Origin of the sequence: Photobacterium aquimaris, from assembly GCF_002954455.1 — a bacterium.
GTDB classification, from domain to species: Bacteria; Pseudomonadota; Gammaproteobacteria; order Enterobacterales; family Vibrionaceae; genus Photobacterium; species Photobacterium aquimaris.
In genome coordinates, this window is the sequence record NZ_MSCC01000003.1 from 99,619 (window position 1) to 123,465 (window position 23,847).

At 42.0% G+C, this 23,847-nt stretch carries 19 protein-coding genes and 3 tRNA genes; 15 read left to right on the forward strand and 7 right to left on the reverse strand.

Annotated elements, in window-relative coordinates; genetic code table 11:
- The first annotated feature begins 10 nt into the window (after positions 1-10).
- The 7 genes from BTN98_RS16615 to BTN98_RS16645 all read left to right on the forward strand — a co-directional run bounded on the left by BTN98_RS16615 (position 11) and on the right by BTN98_RS16645 (position 6,378).
- Positions 11-87: transfer RNA gene (locus tag BTN98_RS16615), tRNA-Pro, on the forward strand.
- A 9-nt stretch (positions 88-96) separates the two neighbouring features.
- Positions 97-172: transfer RNA gene (locus BTN98_RS16620), tRNA-His, on the forward strand.
- 54 nt (positions 173-226) lie between these two features.
- Positions 227-303, forward strand: a tRNA-Pro gene (locus BTN98_RS16625).
- Between the two features lie 724 nt (positions 304-1,027).
- Positions 1,028-2,746: a dipeptide ABC transporter ATP-binding protein gene (locus tag BTN98_RS16630; RefSeq protein WP_060999701.1), complete on the forward strand. Its 1,719-nt coding sequence runs from the start codon at positions 1,028-1,030 to the stop codon at positions 2,744-2,746.
- A 71-nt stretch (positions 2,747-2,817) separates the two neighbouring features.
- A complete protein-coding gene (locus tag BTN98_RS16635) occupies positions 2,818-4,377 on the forward strand; it encodes an ABC transporter substrate-binding protein (protein WP_060999703.1) in 1,560 nt (519 codons plus the stop codon).
- Between the two features lie 78 nt (positions 4,378-4,455).
- Positions 4,456-5,433 (forward strand): ABC transporter permease, encoded by a 978-nt coding sequence (locus BTN98_RS16640; RefSeq protein WP_060999704.1) that lies wholly within the window; start codon positions 4,456-4,458, stop codon positions 5,431-5,433.
- Between the two features lie 3 nt (positions 5,434-5,436).
- A complete protein-coding gene (locus BTN98_RS16645) occupies positions 5,437-6,378 on the forward strand; it encodes an ABC transporter permease (protein WP_060999706.1) in 942 nt (313 codons plus the stop codon).
- A 74-nt stretch (positions 6,379-6,452) separates the two neighbouring features.
- Here BTN98_RS16645 and BTN98_RS16650 read toward each other — a convergent pair whose 3' ends face one another.
- Positions 6,453-7,817, reverse strand: coding sequence for a YjiH family protein (locus BTN98_RS16650; RefSeq protein ID WP_060999708.1), 1,365 nt, complete (start codon positions 7,815-7,817; stop codon positions 6,453-6,455).
- Between the two features lie 550 nt (positions 7,818-8,367).
- Here BTN98_RS16650 and BTN98_RS16655 point away from each other — a divergent pair.
- Positions 8,368-8,760 carry a cupin domain-containing protein gene (locus BTN98_RS16655; RefSeq protein WP_045032090.1) on the forward strand — a complete coding sequence of 131 codons (393 nt, stop codon included), beginning with the start codon at positions 8,368-8,370 and terminating at the stop codon, positions 8,758-8,760.
- 216 nt (positions 8,761-8,976) lie between these two features.
- A complete protein-coding gene (locus BTN98_RS16660; protein ID WP_060999710.1) occupies positions 8,977-9,573 on the forward strand; it encodes a hypothetical protein in 597 nt (198 codons plus the stop codon).
- A 72-nt stretch (positions 9,574-9,645) separates the two neighbouring features.
- On the opposite strand, the gene gorA is transcribed toward BTN98_RS16660, so the two are convergent.
- Positions 9,646-11,001, reverse strand: coding sequence for a glutathione-disulfide reductase (gorA, locus tag BTN98_RS16665; protein ID WP_060999714.1), 1,356 nt, complete (start codon positions 10,999-11,001; stop codon positions 9,646-9,648).
- 194 nt (positions 11,002-11,195) lie between these two features.
- Positions 11,196-12,035 carry a 23S rRNA (adenine(2030)-N(6))-methyltransferase RlmJ gene (locus BTN98_RS16670; protein ID WP_060999716.1) on the reverse strand — a complete coding sequence of 280 codons (840 nt, stop codon included), beginning with the start codon at positions 12,033-12,035 and terminating at the stop codon, positions 11,196-11,198.
- A gap of 213 nt (positions 12,036-12,248) precedes the next feature.
- Here BTN98_RS16670 and prlC point away from each other — a divergent pair, with 213 nt between their 5' ends.
- Complete coding sequence (gene prlC / locus BTN98_RS16675) at positions 12,249-14,291, forward strand: oligopeptidase A (RefSeq protein WP_060999717.1); 2,043 nt, start codon at positions 12,249-12,251, stop codon at positions 14,289-14,291.
- A gap of 110 nt (positions 14,292-14,401) precedes the next feature.
- On the opposite strand, the gene gppA is transcribed toward prlC, so the two are convergent.
- Together gppA and rhlB are read right to left on the reverse strand one after the other, a co-directional pair.
- Positions 14,402-15,892 carry a guanosine-5'-triphosphate,3'-diphosphate diphosphatase gene (gppA, locus tag BTN98_RS16680; protein WP_060999719.1) on the reverse strand — a complete coding sequence of 497 codons (1,491 nt, stop codon included), beginning with the start codon at positions 15,890-15,892 and terminating at the stop codon, positions 14,402-14,404.
- A 19-nt stretch (positions 15,893-15,911) separates the two neighbouring features.
- Positions 15,912-17,222, reverse strand: coding sequence for an ATP-dependent RNA helicase RhlB (gene rhlB / locus BTN98_RS16685; protein ID WP_060999721.1), 1,311 nt, complete (start codon positions 17,220-17,222; stop codon positions 15,912-15,914).
- Between the two features lie 112 nt (positions 17,223-17,334).
- Between rhlB and trxA the strand changes: the two genes are divergently transcribed.
- The 5 genes from trxA (at position 17,335) to fre (ending at position 22,295) form a co-directional block, all read left to right on the forward strand.
- Positions 17,335-17,661, forward strand: coding sequence for a thioredoxin TrxA (gene trxA, locus BTN98_RS16690; protein ID WP_060999723.1), 327 nt, complete (start codon positions 17,335-17,337; stop codon positions 17,659-17,661).
- Between the two features lie 198 nt (positions 17,662-17,859).
- Positions 17,860-19,125 (forward strand): transcription termination factor Rho, encoded by a 1,266-nt coding sequence (gene rho, locus BTN98_RS16695; RefSeq protein ID WP_060999724.1) that lies wholly within the window; start codon positions 17,860-17,862, stop codon positions 19,123-19,125.
- Between the two features lie 233 nt (positions 19,126-19,358).
- Positions 19,359-21,221 carry a 4-hydroxy-3-polyprenylbenzoate decarboxylase gene (gene ubiD / locus BTN98_RS16700; RefSeq protein ID WP_060999726.1) on the forward strand — a complete coding sequence of 621 codons (1,863 nt, stop codon included), beginning with the start codon at positions 19,359-19,361 and terminating at the stop codon, positions 21,219-21,221.
- 90 nt (positions 21,222-21,311) lie between these two features.
- The gene (locus BTN98_RS16705; RefSeq protein ID WP_060999728.1) at positions 21,312-21,575 is read left to right on the forward strand and encodes a 2Fe-2S iron-sulfur cluster-binding protein; all 264 of its coding nucleotides are present in this window, start codon (positions 21,312-21,314) and stop codon (positions 21,573-21,575) included.
- Between the two features lie 9 nt (positions 21,576-21,584).
- A complete protein-coding gene (gene fre / locus BTN98_RS16710; RefSeq protein WP_060999730.1) occupies positions 21,585-22,295 on the forward strand; it encodes an NAD(P)H-flavin reductase in 711 nt (236 codons plus the stop codon).
- A gap of 60 nt (positions 22,296-22,355) precedes the next feature.
- Here the strand turns inward: fre and BTN98_RS16715 are convergent, their stop codons facing one another.
- Both BTN98_RS16715 and BTN98_RS16720 read right to left on the reverse strand, forming a co-directional pair.
- Positions 22,356-23,246 carry a carboxylate/amino acid/amine transporter gene (locus BTN98_RS16715; RefSeq protein ID WP_060999732.1) on the reverse strand — a complete coding sequence of 297 codons (891 nt, stop codon included), beginning with the start codon at positions 23,244-23,246 and terminating at the stop codon, positions 22,356-22,358.
- A 133-nt stretch (positions 23,247-23,379) separates the two neighbouring features.
- Complete coding sequence (locus tag BTN98_RS16720) at positions 23,380-23,802, reverse strand: universal stress protein (RefSeq protein ID WP_060999733.1); 423 nt, start codon at positions 23,800-23,802, stop codon at positions 23,380-23,382.
- Between the last annotated feature and the right edge of the window lie 45 nt (positions 23,803-23,847).

Consider the following 23,847-nt stretch of genomic DNA (forward strand, 5'->3'; position numbering starts at 1 on the left):
AGAATTTAGTCGGTGAATAGCGCAGTTTGGTAGCGCATCTGGTTTGGGACCAGAGGGTCGGGGGTTCGAATCCCTCTTCACCGACCACTTACAATGGTGGCTATAGCTCAGTTGGTAGAGTCCCGGATTGTGATTCCGGTTGTCGCGAGTTCAAGCCTCGTTAGCCACCCCATTATTCAGGTTATCTTTTAATTAGAGACCTTGGCCTTGTAAGCCTAAACATTGTCGGTGAATAGCGCAGTTTGGTAGCGCATCTGGTTTGGGACCAGAGGGTCGGGGGTTCGAATCCCTCTTCACCGACCACCATTAAGAAACCTGAATCGAAAGATTCAGGTTTTTTTTCATCTATAGAAAATGGTGAATAGTACAGATTGGTAGTGCGTCTCTGATGTTAGGAATAGCGGACCAGAGGGTCGGGGGTTCCCTGATGTTAGAATCTAGCTCTTCACCGACCACCATTAAGAAACCTGAATCGAAAGATTCAGGTTTTTTTCATCTATAGAAAACGATAAACATCACCTAATAATAACGTTGTAAAAAAACTAAAAAGCCGCGCAAATATGCTGTAACGGCTATTTTTTTAAGTTTTGATATTTAGATTATATATAGTTTTATACGCTAAATTTTATTTTTTTAGTGGTTTTTATCACTGTTTATTTTTTTAAAAGCGACATTTTGTTTGATAAATGTTAACTATTATTGTGGCTTTTTTTGAAAATATATTCATGATGATTATTTTCAATGGTTACAGCTAGATGGTTTTTTGTGTTGTTTGATTCGTCTATTTTGTGGTTGTTCAGTATGTTATGAATTGTTATTTGTTTAGCTCTCTATTGTTTATTGATGCGCTTTTATGAAATAAATATTCAAAAAATACAATTAATAATAGTTTTTTACTTTGTATTGTTGCTTTTTTGTAATATTTTTGACGGATTGAATGGAAGGCATGCAATCAGACAATAGTATTGGCATGAAAAGGATTTAATTTTTCAGATCGGCAGGATGCTGCCAGTAGTGGAGTCTGATAATGGCATTATTAGAAGTAAAAAATCTTCGTATAGAATATCCCTCGCGTCATGGTACCCATGCCGCAGTAAAATCATTGTCATTTACCATTGAGCGCGGTGAAATTGTCGGTGTTGTTGGAGAATCTGGTGCAGGTAAATCGACGGTAGGTAATGCCGTGATTGATTTACTAAGCCCTCCAGGACAAATCGCCAGTGGTGAGGTTTTTCTCGATGGTAATAAAATATCAGGGTTAACGCCTGAGCAAATGCGAAAAGTACGAGGCTCAAAAATTGGATTTATTTTTCAAGATCCAATGACCTCATTAAACCCCTTGTTTACGGTTGAGCAGCAATTAACTGAAACCATTATTACTAATTTAAAGGTGTCACAAGCTGAAGCAGTTACACGTGCATTGGCATTAATGGAACAAGTGGGTATTCCTGAACCTCAACTACGGATTAAACAATATCCGCACCAATTTTCAGGCGGTATGCGTCAACGGGTAGTGATAGCTATTGCGTTAGCGGGTGAGCCAGATTTAATTATTGCAGATGAGCCTACCACGGCATTGGATGTATCGATTCAAGATCAAATATTAACTCTGATCCGTGATTTATGCGTTCAGAAAAATGTGGGTTGTATGCTGGTTACTCATGATATGGGCGTGGTATCAAATGTCACTGATCGCGTTGCGGTAATGTATCGTGGTGATTTGGTTGAAATTGGCACTACCGAGCAAGTGCTGCGTCGGCCACAACATCCTTATACTCAAAGTTTGATTTCAGCCGTTCCCCGTTCTGATATAAAACTGAATCGTTTTCCTCTGGTGACTTATATTGAAGATGCTCAACAAGCACCTGCATTAGATGTTAAAAATCATTGGTTAGGACAAAGCCAAGATCAGCGTGCTTATAAAGGGGCATTGCTTGAGGTTGAAAACGTTAACTTACGCTTTATAACTAAAGATTCATTATTTGAAAGTCGGCGTGAATATGTTCAAGCCAATAATGATGTCAGTTTTAATATTGCTGAAGGTGAAACGTTTGGCTTAGTCGGAGAATCTGGTTCTGGTAAATCAACTATTGCACGGGTGATTGCTGGCTTGTATCCACCCAATAGCGGCAAGGTACGTTTTGAAGGTATTGATCTGACTGCGCTAAAAAGTGAGGCTGAACGTCGTCCACTGCGTCGTCAAATGCAAATGGTGTTTCAAAATCCTTATACCTCAATGAACCCAAGAATGCGTATTTTTGACATTATTGCTGAACCAATTCGATTTCATAAATTAACCCACAATGAAGCTCAAACGCGCCAGATAGTGAATGATTTATTGGATCATGTTGGTTTAGGACGCGCAGCAGGAATTAAATTTCCGCATGAGTTTTCGGGCGGTCAACGTCAGCGGATCTCGATTGCGCGCGCATTGGCAACTCGACCTCGATTATTGATTTGTGATGAGCCAACATCGGCACTGGATGTTTCAGTACAAGCCCAAATTTTAAACTTATTAAAAGATCTACAAGATGAACTCAATTTGACGATGTTGTTTATTAGTCACGATTTACCCGTTATTCGTCAAATGTGTGATCGAATAGGCGTGATGCAACAAGGAACATTGTTAGAAGTCGCAGCAACGGAACAATTATTTACCGCACCACAGCATCAATATAGCCAGCATTTGATTTCGTTAATGCCTGAATTTAAAGGGTTAGAAATCAAACCTCAGCAACGTGCTTAAGCGGTTGTTATGTGTGAGAAGAAGTGAAATATAGACTAAGCAATGGCGCTTAGGCATAAAGGAGTTATGCAATGAAAACCATTAAGAATAAATTAGCACTAGCATTGGTTGCTGCAGGATTGAGTTTTAGTGTTACCGCGGCAGATTTAAAGTTAGGCTACGCGTCAGATCCAGTCTCACTTGATCCTCATGAGCAACTATCTGGTGGTACACTGCAGCTTTCGCACATGGTGTTTGATCCGCTAGTACGTTTTACTCAGCAAATGGATTTTGAACCGCGTCTAGCACAAAGCTGGCAGCGTATTGATGCCAATACTTTTCGATTTACATTACGTCAAGGGGTGAAATTTCACTCAGGTAATCCCCTGACTGCTGACGATGTAATTTGGACCTTTAATCGTCTGCAGTCATCACCAGATTTTAAAGCCATTTTTGAACCGTATTCTGCAATGAAAAAAGTCGATGACTATACCGTCGATATTATTTCAAAAGGCGCTTACCCATTGGTACTTCAAACTGCGACCTACATTTTCCCAATGGACAGTAAGTTTTACAGCGGTAAGACCGCTGATGGTAAAGACAAAGCCGAAGTTGCTAAGCATGGTAACTCATTTGCTTCAACCAATATGTCTGGTACCGGACCCTTTACAGTGACTCAGCGAGAGCAAGGGGTAAAAGTTGAATTTACCCGTTTTGCGAATTACTGGGATAAAGATTCTAAAGGTAACGTTGATACCATTACGCTATTGCCGATTAAAGAAGATGCCACTCGTGTTGCGGCGCTACTTTCAGGTGGTGTCGACATGATTGACCATGTCGCACCTAATGATCATAAGCGTCTGAAAAGTGCTGCAGGGGTTGATTTAGTGACCTTACCGGGTACGCGTATTATTTCTTTTCAAATGAACCAAAATAGCAATCCAGCATTAAAAGATGTCCGTGTCCGTCAAGCAATTGTGCATGCGATTAATAATGAAGGCATTGTGAAAAAAATTATGAAAGGTTTTGCAACCGCTGCTGGTCAACAAAGCCCTGCGGGTTATCAAGGTCATGATAGTGCGTTAGTGCCACGTTATGATGTTAAAAAAGCCAAGCAATTAATGAAACAAGCTGGTTATGAAAATGGCTTTACATTGACCATGTTAGCGCCAAATAACCGTTACGTGAACGATGCCAAAATTGCTCAAGCAACCGCAGCTATGCTATCAAAAATTGGAATTAAGGTTGATTTGAAAACCTTACCTAAGGCGCAGTACTGGCCTGAATTTGATAAATGTGCTGCTGATATGATGATGATTGGTTGGCATGCAGATACGGAAGACTCCGCTAACATGACCGAGTTTTTGACCATGACCCGTAATGAGAAAACCGGTAAAGGCCAATATAACTGTGGTTTCTATTCTAACCCAGAGGTCGATAAGTTAGTGACTGAGGCCAATGTTGAAACCGATCCTGCTAAGCGTGCTGCAATGTTAAAACAAGTGGAAGCGACGCTATATAACGAAGCCGCATTTGTACCATTACATTGGCAAAGCCTAGCATGGGGTGCGCGCACCAATGTCCATGCAGCCGATGTTGTAAACCCAATGGAGCAGCCATACTTTGGTGATCTAGTGGTTGACGAAAAATAACGTTAGTAACCCATAGTTAAATACGAGTGCCGGGGCTTGCTCCGGCATTTTTTCAGGATGAATTAAAAGGGGCAGGGAATGTTTTCGTTTCTGGTCAAACGCCTGTTTCAGGCACTGATAGTGATGTTTGTGATCAGTCTGGTGGCATTTGCCATTCAGGATAACCTTGGCGATCCGTTACGAGAACTCGTCGGCCAATCGGTATCAGAAGCTGAACGTCAGCAATTACGTGATGACTTAGGTCTTAACGATCCATTTGTGACTAAATACAGTCGTTTTCTTAGCAATGCTATTCAAGGGGATTTGGGCACCTCATACACCTTTAAGCGTCCAGCGACTGAGGTGATTTTAGATAAATTAGTTGCCACCTTAGAGTTAGTGTTTGGTGCGACAGTGATCATTATTTTAGTGTCAATTCCACTTGGAGTGTATTCCGCTATTCATCCGCGGAGCGTGTTTACCAAAGCGGTAATGGCGTTTAGTAGTATTGGTATTTCAATTCCGGTGTTCTTAACCGCGATCATGTTGATGTATGTGTTCTCGATTGAACTTGGGTGGTTACCGTCATTTGGGCGCGGTGAAACTGCTAATTACTTAGGTTGGGAGTCAGGTTTCTTTACGATTGATGGCCTTAAGCATTTAGTGCTGCCATGTATCGCGTTAGCCTCGATTATGTTGCCGTTATTTATTCGTTTAGTACGCTCTGAAATGTTGGAAGTATTAAGTTCTGAATACATTAAGTTCGCCAAGGCAAAAGGTTTGCCTATGAACAAGGTCTATTACCAGCATGCATTAAAAAACACCATGTTGCCGGTATTAACTGTCGGTGGAGTGCAGATTGGTACCATGATTGCCTACACCATTTTGACCGAAAGTGTATTTCAGTGGCCAGGTACAGGACTGCTATTTTTAGATGCCATTAATCGAGTTGATACGCCGTTGATCACCGCTTATGTGATTTTTGTGGGCCTTATTTTTGTGGTAACCAATACCATTGTTGACCTCCTTTATGGCTTGGTTAACCCAACAGTAGATTTGACGGGCAAGGGAGCATAAGTCATGGAAAGTATTAGCACCGTTGCACCAAGTCGTTGGCAGCGTTTTAAAAATTCCGACATCGTTTATTATTTTCTCAAAGATAAAGTAGCAATGGTTTGTTTTGCTGTCTTTATTAGTTTTGCTACTGCAGCACTATTTGCACCTTTTATCGCGCCAACCAATCCTTATGATTTATCGTCAATCGATATTATGGATTCGGAGTTACCGCCAGCGTGGATGGAAGATGGTGATCAAAGTTTTGTGTTAGGTACTGACGATCAAGGCCGAGATATTTATTCGACCATTTTATATGGGATGCGATTATCACTGACGATTGGTTTGTTAGCAGTGGCATTGCAATTAACCATTGGGGTGATTGTTGGCTTAACTGCGGGCTATTTTGGTGGGCGGATTGATAGCTTGCTGATGCGTATTGCCGATGTGCAGCTATCGTTTTCAACCATGATGGTGGCGATCATTGTCTCGGCAATTTTCCGCACCGCGTTAGGGGCTGAAACTTATGCTCAGTATGCGGTGATCATGCTGGTGGTGATCATTGGTTTTGCTGAATGGCCGCAGTATGCACGAACGGTACGTGCATCAGTATTGGCAGAGAAAAAGAAAGAGTATGTTGAAGCGGCCAAGGTGATGGGCTTTCGCGCACCACGAATTATGTTCCGTCATATTTTGCCGAACTGTTTATCGCCGATTTTAGTGATTTCTACAGTACAGGTTGCCAACGCAATTATGTCAGAAGCGGCACTATCATTTTTAGGCTTAGGTTTACCAGTGGATCAGCCGTCATTAGGCTCACTGATCAGTATTGGTTTTAATTATATTTTCTCAGGCTCATGGTGGATCACCGCGTTCCCGGGCATTGTATTAATTACCTTAGTATTAGTGATTAACTTGCTTGGAGATTGGCTACGGGATGTGTTTAATCCCAAGATTTATAAAGGCTAGCTTGGGGTTGTTATCTAGAGAGTAAATCAAAAAAGGCGACACTATGGTCGCCTTTTTATTTCTATAATGATGCTTTAGAAAATTAAATGAGCCATTAGTGCAATCACTGGCAAAGTTACTAGTGTACGCAAAATAAAGATCACAAATAATTCCCATGCTTTAACCGGTACTTTACTACCAATTAATAGCGCGCCAATTTCAGACATGTAAATCAACTGAGTAACTGACATTGCCGCAATAATAAAGCGGGTCATATCACTTTGAATGGTTGATGCCAAAATCGATGGCAAGAACATATCAGCAAAACCGACCACGATAGTTTTAGATGCCGCTTCTGCTTCAGGAATATGCAGCAATTCTAGGAACGGAATAAATGGCATGCCAAGGTAATCGAAAATGGGTGTATTTTCCGCGACTACTAATGCCACAGTACCAATTGCCATTACCACTGGCAGCACCCCAAACACCATATCAACGGCATTTTTAAGTCCATCAAGTGCAATTGCAGGAATACTTTTTACTTCTGCTGCTTTTTTTAGTGCTTGCTCAAGTCCATAAGAAAAAACATTGTGACCCGCAGGCACAGTTTCATCGTGAGATGATTCTGTGGTGCCATTAATATAGACATTTTTCTTACGCGATAATGGCGGCAGACGCGGCACAATGATTGCTGCCACTAAACCTGCTAAACATACCGTTAAGTAAAATGGGGCAAACATATGTTCTAAATTTACTTGAGCAATCACCACTAAACTAAACGTGATTGATACCGCTGAGAATGTGGTGCCAATAATGGCTGCTTCACGCTGAGTATACATGCCTGATTCATACTGCTTACTGGTCAGTAATACTCCAACTGAACCATCACCTAACCATGATGCAATACAGTTAACTGATGAACGACCTGGTAGCCCAAAAATAGGGCGCATGATGCGAGTAAATAAAGTGCCAAAAAATTCCAGTAGGCCAAAATTGAGCAGTAGCGGTAGCAGTAAACCCGCAAAAATAAATACTGAAAATAATACCGGTAATAAATCATTGAGCACTAAGCCACCAGTGGCATCGTTACGAAACATCACCGGGCCAATATTAAAGTAGGTCATTACTGCAAAAGCAGCACCCAGCTGTTGGACGATAAACCACATTAGCGATGGGTTGAGTAAGCCATTAATAAAGCTATTGCGAAGAATAAAGTCGGGCTTAAACAGTTTTGTGATAATAGACATCACAGCGGTAAAACTGATAACAGCAGTCACAATCGATGCTAATGAGTTTTCAAAATGGCTTTGAATCGTTTTTGCTAATACAGCGATGGGAATAGTGATATCACCATCAAAGTTAATCGGTGCCATAAATAAAAACACCCCAATTAACGATGGAATGATAAACATTAACCAATTGTTGATGTTTTTTGGTGGCGCTGCTGCTTGTTGATGCATATTTGTTTATAACCTACTGGTAGATACGGCCGAATTAATGGGGGTGTCCCCGAGGTCTAATAGAATAACTATTCACTATTATTCTATAAATAAGGAGTTGAAGATTACATTTTTTATTGAATAGATGGAATAGTCTACAATCAAAAAATTTGGTTAATTATGCGGTTATTTGGGGTTTTTATTCGTGATTGCTATTTTTGTGCTTGAAGTATGTAGCACTGATTTTTTTTAAACAAAAAAGCGATTAATAACATTTGTACTGAATATGGTGTTGATTGTTACTGTGCAGTAATAGTATTTATATTTTTAAGCTATTGTTGATTTTAGGTGATGAGTTACACTTATTGACATCAGAAAGCATCACTCAAGATGATGCTCAATTAAATAAATAGTCGTTTGAGGTTATTAAATAATTTCAACCGTCAATATTGATTTTTGTTACTCCCAAATCCAATAATAGATCCAATTGCTGTGATGGTAATTTGATCATCTGTACTTGATAAGATCACTGAATTGACTTTGGTCTTACTATAAAAATAAGGCGCTACTGATGACAACATTAACAACTAAGCCAGGTATTACACTGATCAAATCAGGTTCTTTTAAGCTTAACGATTTAAGCAAGTTACTTGAAGTTGAAGGTCTAAAAAGTGATATGGCTGAAGTTGCTGTAACGACTAACAGCAATGCGTTAACCATTGGTCATTTCACAATGGCACCTGGGGTTGAATTTGAATACTTCTACGATTCTGTTGAGTATAAAGTGATCACCAAAGGTAAGATTGTTGTGCGCGATGAAGCTGGCACTAAATATGTTGCTGAAGTTGGCGATGTTATTCTATTTAGTCCAGATGTTAAGGTTATCTTTGATGCAGAAAGCGATGGTGAAGCAATTTATACTGCTCACCGTGCAGCAGCAGCAGATTTTGCACCAGCACAATAAAATATAAATTTAGTTGTTATATATTAAAGCCTTAACTTTTTGTTAGGGCTTTTTTGGGTCTAAATTATGAACATTGTTACTATTTGGTAATAGTGTTTTGGCTTTTTGCTGTATTGTTATTGAATAGGTAATGGTTAATAATAAATTGATAACATAACTGCTGGTTGATTTGGTGTAAACTGAAGCGACTGAGCGAAAATAACGATGAGGTACACCATGACAGCACATTCAAATCAGCAATTTCATGTCGGTCAGATTATTGATGAACATCCATTTGTTGCCGGCGATGGCGCCGTTATTGAGATGTTCCGCAATGATATGAGCAATATTGTTTTTATCGGTTTAAACGGTATCACCGCAGATGAACAACAGATGATGGCAGAAGCCACCGCAGAATTTGGTTTGATGAAAACTGATAATGGCGGTTGTTTAGTGGTCTTTAAATTGGCAGAACTTGCGTTTGATATTCAGTTTAACGCAGCAGCGATCCCTGCAGAATATTTTCAGCAGCCAACGACACCAACATTAGCATTATCAATGATGGCATTAGATACAGCTAATAATGAACTTAAAGTGATCCGTGAGTTGTCATTACCAGCGGCAGTGACTGAGCAAGTGGTTGCAGTGATGCAAACCCAGCGTGCGATTGAAGATCCTATGGCGGTTAATGCTGAAAATATGCATTTATTAAATACCGTCAGCACAGAAGAATTATTAGCGCAGATTACGCTAACGCCAATTCAAACTGTGATTGCACCAACATGTGGTTGTGGTCATAACCATGACGATGGACATCATCATCACCACGGTTAATCGACCAAAAAAAAGCTGGTTATCCAATTTATAAAAAGGATAAACCAGCTTTAATATCAAGTATTAGTGCGATCAACGCATAGTAACAAACTCTTCAGAGCCAGTTGGGTGAATAGCAACTACGCTATCAAAATCGGCTTTCGTTGCGCCCATCTTCATTGCCACACCAAAACCTTGAATCATTTCATCAACGGTATAACCAATACCATGTAGACCGACAACTTTCTCATCTGCACCAGCACATACCAATTTCATTTTACATGGCTGACGGTGACTGGTGACTGCGGTATACATTGCAGTAAAGCCTGATTGGTAGACTTTGACATTTTGTTCACCATATTGCTCAATCGCTTCTTGGGTCGTTAGACCAATGGTGCCGATTGGCGGGTGGCTAAACACAACAGTAGGTACTAAAGTGTAATCCATCTTCGCTTCTGGCTTGTTATTAAACAGACGCTCAGATAATTGACGACCAGCCTTAACCGCAATTGGTGTTAGCTCGATACCGCCTTCCATGATGTCACCGACACAATAGATACCTTCAACATTGGTTGCTTGGTATTGGTCTACTTTGATGTAGCCACGCGCATTGGTTTCAACACCTGTTGCTTGAAGGTTGATTTTGTCAGTCGCTGGATGACGACCAATTGCCCAAATCAGTAAATCGGTATTGTGTGATTCACCATTTTCAAAATGCAGTGTAATTGAACCGTCAGCTTCTTTAACCACTTGCTTAGGAATAGAGTGAGTGTGAAGGGTTGGACCTTCGGCTGCCATAACTTCAACTAAGGTATCAACAATCATTGGATCGAAGCTACGTAGTGGTGATTCTTTACGTACAAACAGATGAGTATCAGTGCCTAGGGCACTCAATACGCCTGCGATTTCAACGGCAATATAACCCGCACCAACAATAGCTGTACGTTTAGGTTGCTCATTAAGTTCAAAGAAACCGTTGGAATCAATGCCGTATTCAGCACCAGGTACATTTGGAATTGTTGGTTCACCACCAACGGCGATCAAAATATGATCGGCGGTGTAATGCTCACCATTGACCTCAATTGTTTTGGCATCAACAAAAGTCGCAAAGCCATTGATCACTTCAACGTTATTTTTGCCCAATACATTGTCGTAAGAGGTATGAATACGGCTGATGTAAGCTTCACGGTTTTCAACCAGTTTGCTCCAGTTAAAACCCTTTACATCAACGTCAAAGCCGTAATCTTTTGCGTAAAGGTGCATAGCTTCAGCGATTTGAGCACCATGCCACATTACTTTTTTGGGTACACAACCAACGTTAACGCAAGTACCACCAAGGGCTTTTGCTTCAATGATTGCTACTTTAGCGCCATACATTGCCGCACGGTTTGCTGATGCAATACCACCGCTACCACCACCGATGCAGATGTAATCAAAATGCTTTGCCATGACTTTACTCCAATAGATGTTATGAATATTCACTGTCACCTAGTGTAATCAAGATTGGGCTGAGTGACGAGGATTTAAAATCGGAAAAATCGATTAATAAGTTACTTTACCATCGATAATGCTGGTTGTAATCTAAGAAATGTAACAGCCACCAACAAAAGTGGCTGTTTATTGTGCAAAGTAACGTCAGTCAGTTACTCTGGTACGATCCACTCAACTTTATAATGGCCGTGATTCGGTGCAATGGCTTGTTGTAACCATGGCAGGATTTGCTCCATTTGAGTCGCAAGTTTCCATGGTGGGTTAATCACAATCATGCCTGATGCTGTCATGCCGCGCTCTTCAGTATCGGGTTCAACGCCAAGCTCAATTTGGAGAATATTGCGAATGTCTAAATCTTTTAGGCCTTGAAGCATATTATCAATTGTTTCGCGGTAAACCACAGGGTACCAGATTGCGTAAGTACCTGTTGCCCAACGTTTATGGCTTTGCTTAATTGCTTTCACCACATCTTGGTATTCGTGCTTAAGCTCATAAGGTGGATCAATCAATACCACTCCGCGACGTTCTTTGGGCGGCAAACTGGCTTTTAAACGTGCGAAGCCATCTTCTTGGTACATTTTAACGTGGCGATCACCACGAAACTCTTGCAGTAATAATGGAAAATCACTTGGGTGTAATTCGGTTAACACCATGCGGTCTTGATCACGAATCTGTGCACGTGCCACCTTAGGTGAGCCTGGGTAGTAACGTAATTCATCGCTGTCATTAAGGGCTTTAATTGCCTCAATATATGCGCCAATTTCGGTAGGAATATCATCGCGAGACCAAATACGGGCGATACCTTGCTTAAACTCACCGGTTTTTTCGCTGCGCTCATCTTGCAGATCGTAACGACCAACACCTGAGTGAGTATCGTGATACACGAACGGTTTATCTTTTTGCTTGAGTGCATCCAGAATTAGGCTTTGAACAATGTGTTTAACCACATCTGCGTGGTTGCCAGCGTGAAAGCTGTGGCGATAACTCAGCATGAAATTAGTCTCTATCGGTATCTAAAGCAGGGGTGCTAAAGGCTATTATCGTCAATTATTCACCAATATCCAACCATGGTGCCAACCTTTGCTACTATCAAGACAGAGGAAGTGCGCTATTTCTGCCTTTTTATACTCTAAACCGAGCAAAGGATTGAAATTTATCTATCGCGGGCGCATGTTAATAATAAGATAAAAATAAAGGAAAAGCGTATGTCTAACCCATTATTGACGATGACTGATTTGCCACCGTTTGCTCATATTAAACCTGAGCACATTAAACCTGCGGTTGAACAAGCGATCACTGATTGCCGTAACAACGTTGAATCAGTGCTATCTCAATTACAAATGCCAACTTGGAACACAATTTGTCGTCCACTGGCTGAATTAGATGATCGTCTTGGACGTATTTGGTCTCCAGTTGGTCATCTTAATGGGGTTAAAAATAGCCCCGAGTTACGTCAAGCGTATGAAAGCTGCTTACCGCTATTGTCAGACTACGGCACTTGGGTTGGACAACATAAAGGCCTTTATGACGCGTATAAAATGATTCAAGCCAGTGACGATTTTGCTGATTTGAGTCAAGCCCAACAAAAAGCTGTAAATGATGCGCTAAAAGCGTTTGAGTTATCAGGCATAGGTTTACCTGCAGAGCAACAGCAGCGTTTTGGTGATATCAGTAAGCGTTTGTCTGAACTTGCTTCAACCTTTAGCAATAATGTCTTAGATGCGACTATGGCATGGAGCAAGGTGATCACTGATGTTGAGCAACTGCGTGGCTTGCCTGAATCGGCATTGCAAGCGGCACAAGCGAATGCAGAAGCTAAAGGCGAGCAAGGTTACTTGTTTACGCTTGATATTCCATCGTATTTACCTGTGATGACTTATTGTGAAAACCGTGAGCTACGGGCTGAAATGTATCAAGCATTTAGTACTCGCGCCTCCGATCGTGGTCCTAATGCGGGTGAGTTTGATAATTCAGAAATTATTGCTGAAAAACTTAAACTCAGTCATGAGATTGCGAGTTTATTAGGGTTTAGCAATTATGGTGAGAAATCACTGGCAACCAAAATGGCACAATCGACCGATCAAGTGTTGGGCTTTTTAAATGACTTAGCTGATCGCGCCAAACCACAAGGTGAACGTGAAGTTGCTGAGTTACGTGATTATGCTCGCAATGAATTTGGGGTGGAGCAATTAGAGCCGTGGGATTTTGCGTTTTATTCTGAAAAGCTAAAGCAGCATCGTTACAGCATTTCAGATGAAGAATTACGTCCATACTTCCCTGAACAAAAGGTGGTTGCGGGATTATTTGAAGTACTAAAGCGTGTATTTGGTCTTGAAATCAAACAACGTCAAGGCGTGGAAGTATGGCACGAGTCGGTGAAGTTCTATGACATCTTTGACAACCAAGGCACATTACGCGGCAGCTTCTACTTAGATTTATATGCTCGTGAGCACAAGCGTGGTGGTGCGTGGATGGATGAGTGTGTGGTACGTCGTACACGTATCGACGGTAGCCTACAAACACCAGTGGCTTATCTAACCTGTAACTTTAATCGTCCAGTGGGCGATCAGCCAGCGCTGTTTACTCATAATGAAGTTACGACCTTATTCCATGAAACGGGTCATGGTATTCACCATATGCTAACCCAAATTGATGTTGCAGCGGTATCTGGCATTAATGGTGTGCCGTGGGATGCAGTAGAGCTACCAAGTCAATTTCTTGAAAATTGGTGCTGGCAAGAAGAGGCATTAGCGTTTATTTCGGGCCATTACGAGACTGGTGAGCCGTTACCAAAACTGATGCTTGATAAAATGCTCGCGGCGAAGAATTTCCAATCAGCGATGTTTATTTTACGCCAGCTTGAGTTTGGATTGTTTGATTTCAGCTTGTACTCTAACTACGATCCCGAGGTTGGTGCGCAAGTATTAGAGACCTTATTTGAGGTTAAAGACAAAGTTTCAGTGGTGCCAAGCCCTGAGTGGGGGCGTTTCCCTCATAGCTTTAGTCATATTTTTGCTGGTGGCTACAGTGCAGGCTATTACAGTTACTTGTGGGCTGAATTATTATCAGCAGATGCATTCTCACGCTTTGAAGAAGAAGGTATCTTTAACCCGCAAACCGGTAACGACTTCCTAACCTGTGTGTTAGAAAAAGGCGGTAGTGAAGAGCCAATGGAGCTGTTTAAGCGTTTCCGTGGCCGTGAACCACAATTAGATGCAATGCTGCGTCATAGTGGTATTACAGGCTAAGGCTGACAGATTACAAAGCGATAGCAAATAAAAAAGGCTCCTTAAAGGGAGCCTTTTTTGATCCTAGAGCTAAGAGGGCAACCCTCATCGCTAGATTGTAATGCTATTGATCAGTCTTGTGCCGTTACGACCATTGGCCAGCCCATATCAGTTTGACGGGTAGCTTCTTGGGTTAATTCGCTACGAGTAAGCGGATTATTGATCAACCATTTCGCCGATAATAACAAGGTCAATTTGTTGTCTTCCATGCGTAAGCTAAAGGGAGGCAAACAGTTTTGATCGCGGCGATGGCATAAAATAATCGCCAGTCGTAACAAGCGTAGTAAACGAGCAGCACTTGGCGCTGATAACGCATATTGTTCTGGTAAGCTGGTTAATGGGCCGTTATGACGACGCAATAACTCAGCAATAAGATTTTTTTGTGCGCGAGTGAAGCCAGGTAAGTCCATGTGCTTAATTAAGTAAGCCGCATGTTCACCACTTTTTTTAAATTCAATGCTAGCACCAATTTCATGTAATTTGGCCGCCGCTTGAAGGAGGTTTTCTGCTGGTGGTTCCAGTTGCCAATTTGCACACTGGGCTAATAATGCCAGTGCCATATCACTCACGTTATCTGCGTGGTGATGATCCAATTGAAACCGTTGTTGCATGCTCATAATTGTTCGTGAGCACACATCGTGATGACGCATTTGATCCATCATTTCATAGACCAAGCCTTCGCGTAGCGCACCGCCAGCGAGGGTCATTGATTCGATTTGTAATGATTCAAATAGGGCGATTAGAATCGATAATCCGCTAGGGAAAACTAGCGCTCGCTCTAATGTTAAACCTTCAATATCAAGATCTTCCAAGCGTTCGTATTGCATCGCTTGGCGTTGAAGGCGTTTAAGTTTTGGCAGAGTGATGATTTCATCCATGCCTTGTGCGAGCATAATTTCTTGTAATGCTTGCACAGTACCACTTGCGCCAACACAGGTTTCCCAGCCTTGCTGAGTGTAACGCTCAATAATAGCTTCAATCGCTTCTTTAGCGCCATTAATAGCGGCATCGAAGTTGACTGAGGTAAGGTAGCGATCTTTAAAATAACGCTCCAGCCATGTGACACAACCAATTTTAAGGCTCGTCAATGCATTAGCGTCAAAACCTTCACCGATAATGACTTCGGTACTGGCGCCGCCTATATCGACTACCAGACGTTTATCACTGCCACCAGAGGTATGCGCTACCCCTTGATAGATAATACGTGCTTCTTCTTCACCCGCAATAACGCTCACAGGATAGCCAAGAATACTGTGAGCTTGAGAAAGAAATTCGTTAGCATTGACCGCTGTACGCAAGGCGGCAGTACCAACAATGCGAATATGATCAGGTTTGATATCCTGCAAACGCTCGGCAAAGATAGCCAAACAGTCAAGCCCGCGTTGAATGGCATCTTGGCTGAGTTCGTTGTGATTATTCAACCCTGCCGCTAAACGTACTTTACGTTTGATTTTAGCGAGCGTCTGAACACTGCCATTGACTTCACGTACAACCCACATATGAAAGCTGTTTGAACCTAAATCAATTGCGGCATAAAGCGGTGATACTGAATTTCTTTCCATAGAGATACTTTAACTTATTTTATGCTGGTTTGTTTTGTGGCGGACGACGGCGATTATTACGCTGACGAGATTGCCCCTGGCCTTGACCTTGACGCTGGTTATTACGACGACCACCTTGGCGAGGATTGCGCTGTAAGCGAATCGGTGCAGGTAAATCATCTAAAAGGGCATCAGAATCATATTTTGATTGTGGAATACCATGCTCGATATAAGTTTCAATCGCAGGCAAGTTAATTGCGTACTCTTCACAAGCGAAGCTGATTGAATGGCCACTTTCACCAGCACGACCAGTACGACCAATACGATGAACATAATCTTCTGCATCATCAGGAAGATCGTAGTTAAATACGTGGGTAACCATTGGAATATGTAGACCACGAGCAGCAACATCGGTTGCAACAAGGATATCAATATCACCTTTAGTGAATTCTTCTAGAATACGCTCACGTTTTTTCTGCGGTACATCACCATTAAGTAAACCAACGCGATGACCATCAGCGGCTAAATGACCCCAAACATCTTCACAACGATGTTTAGTATTGGCGAAAATAATCGCACGATCAGGCCACTCTTCTTCAATTAACGTTTGTAATAAACGCATTTTTTCTTGGTTTGATGGGTAGAATAGCTCTTCTTTAATACGGTGGCCTGTTTTTTGTTCAGGTTCAACCACAACGCTTTCAGGACTATTCATATGCTCAAAAGCTAGCTCTTTAACACGGTATGATAACGTGGCAGAGAACAGCATGTTTAAACGCGCTTTTGGCTCAGGCATGCGACGGAACAAGAAGCGAATATCTTTAATAAAGCCTAAATCGAACATGCGATCAGCTTCATCAAGAACAACCACTTGAATACTTGCAAGGTCAATAACACGTTGCTTGTAGAAGTCGATAATACGACCGCAAGTACCGATCAGAATATCGACACCTTCATCAAACACTTGTTTTTGTTTTTCATAAGGTTCGCCGCCATAAGCAAGACCAGCTTTAAGGCCTGTGCTCGCAAGTAGCGATGACGCATCATTGAAAATTTGGATCGCCAATTCCCGCGTTGGCGCCATAATGATCGCTCGCGGTTGGTTGGTTTTACGCTCTGCTGGTGCAGGGTTCTCCAATAGGTGGTTAAAAGTAGCGGTCAGAAAGGCTAGGGTCTTACCCGTACCTGTTTGAGCCTGTCCCGCGATATCATGGCCAGTGAGCACAACTGGCAATGCCAAGGCCTGGATCGGGGTACAATTATGAAACCCTTTCTCTTCCAATCCTTTTAGCACTAGGGGATTTAACCCTAGTTCGGCAAATTTCTGCTCTGTGATATGTGTCGTCTTCATTACTATAGAATATCAGCTTAGGGTTGCAATACGAAACGTATTCCATTCAAATAGGATAACGATTTGCTGGTTAATTCAATATCAGCTAACAAAATCACTGTTGGAGTGGAAGATGAGCGATAAGATTGTGCAGCTTACCGATGAAAGTTTTGATACTGATGTTGTCAATGCTGCGAGCCCGGTACTCGTCGATTTTTGGGCTGAATGGTGTGGTCCATGTAAAATGATAGCCCCTATTCTTGATGAAATCGCTGATGAATATGAAGGTAAACTAACGATTGGTAAATTAAATATCGACCAAAACGCGGCGACGCCGCCAAAGTTTGGTATTCGTGGTATTCCAACGTTATTGCTGTTTAAAGATGGCGCAGTTGCCGCAACTAAAGTTGGCGCGTTATCAAAAACTCAGCTGAAAGAGTTCCTTGAAGCGAACTTATAAGTGATATAATTGCGAGCCATGCACAATTTCTAAGTTGTGCATGGTTTGTCTAGCGACTATGCTAGACGAAGAGAACGTTTAGTGTTAACGTAACGCACAGAAACTACATTTTCGTTCATTTCTTGACCAAGCCCTATTGGTCATTCTTATCTCAACTAATATAGAACCCCGATTTTGACAAACAAGAAACCCACCACTATGAATCTTACAGAACTCAAGAGCCAACCTATTCCTAAGTTGGTATCACTTAGCGAAAGTTTAGGATTGGAAAACCTGGCCCGCCTACGTAAGCAGGACATCATCTTCTCCATTCTTAAGCAACATGCTAAAAGTGGTGAGGATATTTTTGGCGACGGTGTTCTAGAGATTTTGCAAGATGGCTTCGGCTTTCTGCGTAGCGCAGACAGTTCTTACCTTGCAGGCCCTGATGATATTTATGTATCACCAAGCCAAATTCGTCGTTTTAACCTTCGTACTGGTGATACTATTGCCGGAAAGATTCGTCCACCAAAAGATGGCGAACGTTACTTTGCCCTACTGAAAGTTAACGAAGTAAACTACGATAAACCCGACAACGCTCGTAATAAAATCCTTTTCGAAAACCTTACTCCACTGCACGCAAACTCACGTATGCGTATGGAGCGCGGTAACGGTTCTACTGAAGACATCACTGCACGTGTTCTTGATTTAGCATCACCGATTGGTAAAGGCCAACGTGGTCTGATTGTTGCACCGCCCAAAGCGGGTAAAACAATGTTGCTGCAAAACATTGCCCAAAGTATTGCCCATAACCACCCTGAGTGTGAGTTAATGGTATTGCTTATCGATGAGCGCCCAGAAGAAGTAACTGAGATGCAACGTCTTGTTAAAGGCGAAGTAATTGCATCAACGTTTGATGAGCCAGCTTCACGTCACGTACAAGTGGCTGAGATGGTAATTGAAAAAGCCAAACGTCTAGTAGAGCACAAGAAAGATGTCGTTATCTTGCTTGACTCAATTACTCGTCTAGCACGTGCTTACAACACCGTTATTCCTTCATCTGGTAAAGTTCTAACAGGTGGTGTGGATGCCAACGCCCTTCACCGTCCTAAGCGCTTCTTTGGTGCGGCACGTAACGTTGAAGAAGGCGGTAGCTTAACAATCATCGCAACAGCGTTAGTTGATACTGGCTCTAAAATGGATGAAGTTATCTACGAAGAATTTAAAGGTACTGGTAACATGGAACTGCACCTTTCTCGCAAGATTGCTGAGAAGCGTGTTTTCCCTGCGATTGATATCAATCGTTCTGGTACTCGTCGTGAAGAGTTATTAGCAAAAGCTGATGAACTACAGAAGATGTGGATCCTGCGTAAGATCGTTCACCCAATGAGTGAAACTGACAGCATGGAATTCTTGATCGACAAACTATCAATGACCAAAACTAACGAAGAGTTCTTTGACGCAATGCGTCGTCAGAAATCATAATGTAGTTGGTTGTTGTTGAATTAAAAACGTCACTCTAGAGTGGCGTTTTTTTATGGCTGAAATTTAACAATGATGATTGTTTTTAGTTGTTAACCCACAGAATTTAAAAGGGTATTTTCTTTTTTTTGTCGATAGGTGTTTTCCGTCCCACAACTGGTTATACTAGCAAAAATCATTCTCATTAAGTCATTGTCAGTTATATTGATTGGCTTGGTTTAGCTACAGGTAGTCGCATGAAATACAAGGATTTACGTGACTTTATTGCTTATTTAGAGCAACAAGGGCAATTACAACGTATTCAGCAGCCAGTCGATCCTAATCAGGAAATGACTGAGATTTGCGATCGCACCTTGCGGGCTGGTGGGCCAGCATTGTTGTTTGAAAATCCTGTAGGTTATGACATGCCAGTGTTAGCCAACTTGTTTGGTACCCCTGAACGAGTGGCGATGGGAATGGGGCGTGATAATGTTAAGCAATTACGTGAAGTAGGCGAATGGTTAGCTTATTTAAAAGAGCCAGAGCCACCACATGGCTTACGAGATGCAATTAATAAAATTCCGGTGTTTAAGCAAGTGCTTAATATGCCAACCAAGGTGCTTCGTAAAGCGGCTTGCCAACAAATTATATGGCAGGGTGACGAGGTTGATTTAGATAAAATTCCAGTGATGAGTTGCTGGCCTGATGATGTCGCTCCGTTGCTTACATGGGGTCTGACTATTACCCGTGGCCCTAATAAAAAACGCCAAAATTTAGGTATATATCGCCAACAAAAAATCGCTAAGAATAAAGTGATTATGCGCTGGCTTGCTCATCGTGGTGGCGCGTTAGATATGCGTGAATGGTGTGAAGCCCATCCTGGTGAAAAATTTCCGGTAACGGTGGCATTTGGCGCTGATCCTGCGACAGTACTTGGCGCGGTAACACCAGTACCTGATACGCTATCTGAATACGCATTTGCTGGTTTATTACGTGGTAGTCGTACTGAAGTGGTTAAAAGCATCAGCAATGATCTACAAGTACCAGCCAGTGCTGAAATTGTAATGGAAGGCTATATCGACCCTGAAGAATACGCTGATGAAGGTCCTTATGGCGATCATACCGGCTATTACAATGAGGTTGAACGTCACCATGTGTTTACTATCACTCATATTACGATGCGTAACGATCCGATTTATCACAGTACTTATACTGGTCGTCCACCAGATGAACCAGCAGTACTTGGCGTGGCGTTAAACGAAGTGTTTGTGCCTATTTTACATAAACAGTTTCCTGAGATTGTCGATTTTTATTTGCCGCCAGAAGGATGCTCTTACCGCATGGCGGTAGTGACGATGAAAAAGCAATACCCAGGCCATGCTAAACGGGTCATGATGGGAGTGTGGTCATTTTTACGCCAGTTTATGTACACTAAATTTGTGATTGTGTGTGATGAGGATGTTAATGCGCGTGATTGGCATAGTGTGATCTATGCGATGACAACGCGCATGGATCCTGTTCGAGACACATTGATGATTGATAATACTCCAATTGATTCATTGGACTTTGCATCACCAGTGGTGGGCTTAGGCTCCAAAATGGGGATAGATGCCACCATTAAATGGCCCGCAGAGTTAGCAAATACCGCAACTACATCGCTAGGATTAAAGCCTGCTGAGTGTGATATTGAGGCTGAATTAGTCGCCTTGCGGCAGCAATTTCCCGCGATCATTGATTGTTATTTGCCGCCACAAGCCGCTGATCACAGCATGGCAATCGTGAGTATCAATAAAACCGTTGCTGGTGAAGCTTTGCAGAGCATGGCTGCAGTATCGGCCTGCTTGAATAAATTCACCGATACCAAATTTGTGATTATGTGCGATGGTGATGTCAATGTTCGTGATTGGAATGATGTTATTTGGGCTGTTACAACCCGTATGGATCCCAGTCGTGATACGGTATTAATTGCCGCGACCACAGATCGTTGCTCAAAGATTGGTTTTGATGCTACCAATAAAATTGGCACTGAAACCCAACGTGAATGGGGTACGCCGATTATTAAAGATCCCCAGATAGTGGCGCGTGTTGATGCTATGTGGGCACAATTAGCACTTGATTAGTAAGCTTTCATGATTATTTTTAGTAACAATCAATAAGCTGATATTTTTATGTTTCAGGGGCAAAATATGGCCTTGAATTGAGAGTTTTTTATGTACCAAGTACGCCTGTTGCCCAATAACATTACTTTTGTTGCCAGTGCGCAGCAAACAGTATTACAAGCAGCGCTCGACGCAGGTATTGCTTTCCCTAATCGCTGTCAGGTTGGCGCTTGTGCGATGTGTATGTGCCGTAAACAGCAAGGTCAAATAAGCTATCAGCTTGAGCCAATGTTAACGCCACAAGAGCAGGCACAAGGCTGGATTTTTGCTTGCCTTGCGAGGGTAGAAAGTGACTTGGTATTATCGTTAGACTAGAGGAAAACCATGTCTATCCAATGTGAAGTAAAGTCAGTTGAACCGTTGGCATGTAATACATTTCGTATTTTATTAAAGCCATTACAAGCCCTCGATTTTAAAGCGGGCCAATACTTATTAGCAGTGATGGGTGATAAAGATAAACGCCCATTTTCGATTGCAAGTAGCCCTTGTCGTCAAGGTGAGCTTGAACTTCATATTGGTGCAGCAGAACATAATGCTTATGCGTTAGAAGTGGTTGATACCATGAAAAATGCTCTCACAGAGCAGCAACCTGTAACTATTGAAGCTGCGCATGGTGAAGCATGGCTACGCCATGAAAGTCAGCGCCCATTAGTGATGATCGCTGGTGGCACTGGGTTTTCTTATATTCGTAGCATGGTCGATAACTGCATTAGCCGTGGCTTAACGCAACCGATATTCATTTATTGGGGCGGGCGTGATTTGTGTCAGTTATACGCGAATGATGAAATGCAGGCCTTGGCACAGCAATACGCCAATATTAGCTATGTACCTGTGGTAGAAACAGCGCCAGAAGGTTGGCAGGGTAAGGTTGGCAATGTATTGGACGCAGTTGCTGAGGATTTTGTAAGCTTATCTGCCTATGATATTTATGTGTGTGGCCGTTTTGAAATGGCGGGTGCCGCGCGTGAACGTTTCTGTACTGAAAAAGGTGCGTTACGTGAGCATATGTTTGCCGATGCGTTTGCATTTATTTAAGACAGCTTCAACTTGTTAAAAAGGCGCGATTATCGCGCCTTTTTGGTGATTATATTGTGGCTATGACGACGTTTTTTGTGTCTGGCGTTGAGCGGTAACTTTATTTTTTATCCAGCTTTCGTTAAACCATAGCGACAATAATATAATTCCACCGCCGATAATTAATCGCGGGTAATCGACATTATGATTCCAAATCACAATATTAACGATTAATCCAGCGGGCACTAAGGCGTTATTCATGATCGCTAATGCGCCAGCATTAACTAATGTCGCGCCTTTATTCCAAATAAAATAGCCCAGCCCTGAAGCAATCACACCCAGATAAACTAAAATCCCCCATTGTAATGAAGTTGTTGGTAACTTGGCACTATTACCAAACAAGAGATACATTGGTACTGCGACACACACTGCACCTAAATAAAACCAGCCAAACACGGCATGTTGTGGAATATCAGCCTGCTCTTGCTCCATAATTCTTTTGTAACCGACTTGGCCTATTGCAAAGCATAGATTAGCCCCTTGGACGATTAAAAATCCAATAATAAAGTGCTGATTGATGCCTTCAAATTTAATCACTGCCGCACCTAATACCGCAATGACTGCGCTGAGTAAGTACCATGGCGAGAATTGTTTATGCAGCGCATCGTAGATCAGAGTGACATAAATTGGCGTGAAAATAGTGAACAATAATACTTCGGGTACGGTTAAATATAGAAATGATTGGTAGTAGAAGCAATACATTAACCCGAGTTGAAATGCGCCGACTGTCATTAATTTGATAGCAAGCTTAGGGTGTAAATGTTTGGTACGTAAAAACGGTAAAAAAACCATAGCCGCTAAACAAACACGGGTAAGTACTGAAAACCAAGCATCGACTTGACCAGCAAGATAAACGCCAATCAAACTAAAAGAAAACGCCCATAATAGGGTTATTACAGATAAGTATCTCATCGTCGCAATAGAGTGTGTTGGTAAAGGGTAATGAGAGTGTAACTAAATTGCGGCAGTAGGAATATGAATTACAGCAGGTGAAATAGGAATGATCAGCAGTCGTTATAGCAACGACTGCTGTAATGAAGCGGAACTATTTAAGTGGTACCATTAATAAATCAACCGGAGTACGGCTAATAAGTTGGCGAGTCGATGATAAAATTTTGCTCCAAAAATCTTGATGATGACCACAAATAACCAAATCAACATTGAGATCTTTAATCGCAACGCAAATCTCTTCGCTTAAATCGCCGCTACCAACAAGTGTGTGTGCGACAGGGTAGCCAGCATTATTAGCCAGTTGGTGTAATCTATTTTGAGCATCAGTTTCAGCGCGCTCATGCATCTCTGCTAGATTTATATCAATCAAACCAGTGTAGAGATCAGCGTAATCGACATCGATATGGACCAGTGATAGTTTTGCATCCAATGATTGCGCTAGTTTAGCGGCTTTATCGACTAGATAGGCGCTGTCTTCAGAAAGATCAATAGCAGCGAGAATATGTTTATAAACCATCGCTTACACTCCATAGCAATACAATAATGCTGTATGTTAGCACTG